Source organism: Pseudoalteromonas sp. TAE56, assembly GCF_000497955.1.
Taxonomy (GTDB): domain Bacteria; phylum Pseudomonadota; class Gammaproteobacteria; order Enterobacterales; family Alteromonadaceae; genus Pseudoalteromonas.
Genome location: NZ_AUTN01000085.1, coordinates 30947 through 33135 on the forward strand (window position 1 = coordinate 30947; position 2189 = coordinate 33135).

The 2189-nt window shown below is 40.4% G+C and carries 1 protein-coding gene, 1 rRNA gene and 1 pseudogene (1 of these 3 cut by a window edge); 1 reads left to right on the forward strand and 2 read right to left on the reverse strand.

Annotation, left to right across the window (positions count from 1 at the left end; genetic code table 11):
* A pseudogene (locus tag L656_RS0109015) lies at positions 1-431 on the forward strand (inosine/guanosine kinase); it begins 823 nt to the left of the window's first position.
* A gap of 37 nt (positions 432-468) precedes the next feature.
* On the opposite strand, the gene glsB reads toward L656_RS0109015, so the two are convergent.
* Together glsB and rrf are read right to left on the reverse strand one after the other, a co-directional pair.
* Positions 469-1392 (reverse strand): glutaminase B, encoded by a 924-nt coding sequence (gene glsB / locus L656_RS0109020; protein WP_024598964.1) that lies wholly within the window; start codon positions 1390-1392, stop codon positions 469-471.
* Between the two features lie 539 nt (positions 1393-1931).
* A 5S ribosomal RNA gene (gene rrf / locus L656_RS0109025) occupies positions 1932-2046 on the reverse strand.
* Positions 2047-2189: the final 143 nt, after the last annotated feature.

Below are 2189 nucleotides of genomic sequence, written 5' to 3' on the forward strand. Positions count from 1 at the left end.
TGGCAGGCTACGTTGACGAAAGCTTAAAGCGTGAAACTGAATACCCATTACTACCGGGCGCCATACCTGATTTTAACCGTTACGAATTTTCACGTGCTATGCGTAAAGATGAATGTGACGAGCCTATCAGAGCATATAGTCATACGGCCCCATTTATGGGTGGACCTGATTCAATCAAAAACACCAATGGTGCAGGCGATTGTGCACTTGCGGCTGTGCTTCATGATTTGTCAGCGAATGTTTACCATAAACTTAATGTGGCAAACTCAGCTAAACATCAGCAACAAGCTATTACTTACTCGTCACTATCGCAAATTAGTAAATATGCTAACCGAGCGAGCTATGAAGTATTAGTTCAGCATTCTCCTCGCCTATCTCGAGGCTTACCAGAACGCGAAGACTGCTTAGAACAAGTTTATTGGGAACAGTAAATAACGGTGGGAGCAATTATTGCTCCCTATCGATTTCCTAAAAAATAGAAATATCGAGCTTTTTAGATAGCAGTTCCAGCGCTGCAATTCCTGCAACCGAATTACCAAACGAATTAAGTCCCGGAGAATAAACAGCGACAGTAAACTTATTTGGTAACACAGCTAAAATAGTTCCAGACACTCCCGACTTACCAGGCATACCCACTCTGTAACCAAAATCACCCGCAGCATCATATAAACCACTTGTAAATAAAAGCGAATTTAGCTGCTTGTTTTGACGACTACTTAAAACACGATTACCCGATCGATTATCAACACCTTTATTAGCTAAAAAATTATAAGCTTTAGCTAATTCAATGCAATTAAGCTCTATAGAACAAAAATTAAAGTAAGACCATAAAACATCATCAACTTCATTTTCAAAATTACCAAACGACTTCATTAAATGTGCCATCGCGGCATTGCGATGCCTGAATTCATACTCAGAGTTAGCAACTTTTTTATCAATCACTATCCCTCTATTACCAGCTAACAACCTGAAGGTTTCGAGCATAGAATGCATTGGAGCGGATAAGCGGCTGTATAATGCATCACAGGTTACAATCGCACCCGCATTGATGAATGGGTTGCGAGGTATCCCCTTTTCAAACTCAAGCTGTGTAAGCGAGTTAAAAGCTGTACCTGAGGGTTCCTTTCCGACTCTATGCCAAAGTTCATCACCATAACGCTGTAGTGCCATAGTAAGTGTCATAACTTTAGAAACTGATTGAATAGTGAAGCGTTGATAACAATCCCCTGCACACACAGTTTCACCATCAGTTGTATAAATAGCGATAGAAAATTGCTCCGGATTAACCTCGGCAAGCGCCGGAATATAATCAGCTACTTTCCCTTGTGCTAATAAAGGGCGTACTTCATATGCTATTTCATCAAGCACCTTTTGGTAATCAGCTGTAGGCAATCTAGACCTCTATATCGTCATTCATAAAAATTGAATTTTAGCACGCGAGAATAATCACACCTAGTTTTGTTGTCGAATTTAACGGTGAGATTTTACTAAATTTAAATAGAAAAAACCGTCATATTACTGTATCTGGTTTCTCTAAATTAAATCTTGGTAATGTCGTAGCGCCTACAGCGGTGGAGAGTCGCAGTGCAAATGCTACACATCCATTGTCGAGCAGGGGTTTTATGTGATTTTAGCATCGCGAGTTGCTACGCTCTCCCGACCTACGTGATGGGTGTTGCTGTGAGTGTGTTTTAATTGCGCGTTTTCACTTTTCTGCATACATAAAAAAAGCCGAATCGTTAAATTCGGACTCTATACAACGTGAAATCGGTACGCTACGCAGTAGGATGTCGTAGTGCCACAGCAGTGGAGAGTCACAGTGAAAATGCTAAAATCTCACTAACCGTGTCTTATCTAAGTGTGCAGAGTTCTACTAATTTCAAAAAACAAAAAACCCGTTACATTGCTGTAACGGGTTTCTCTTAATTAAATCCTGGTAATGTCCTACTTTCACATAGCAAATGCTACACTATCATCGGCGCTGTTTCGTTTCACTACTGAGTTCGGCATGGAGTCAGGTGGGTCCAAAACGCTATTGTCACCAAGAAAATTCTTTTCAATTTTCTTATTTTAATTATTAAGCTTAAAGTCCTTCGACTGAATTTGAAGCCTGGTAATGTCCTACTTTCACATAGCAAATGCTACACTATCATCGGCGCTGTTTCGTTTCACTACTGAGTTCGGCATGG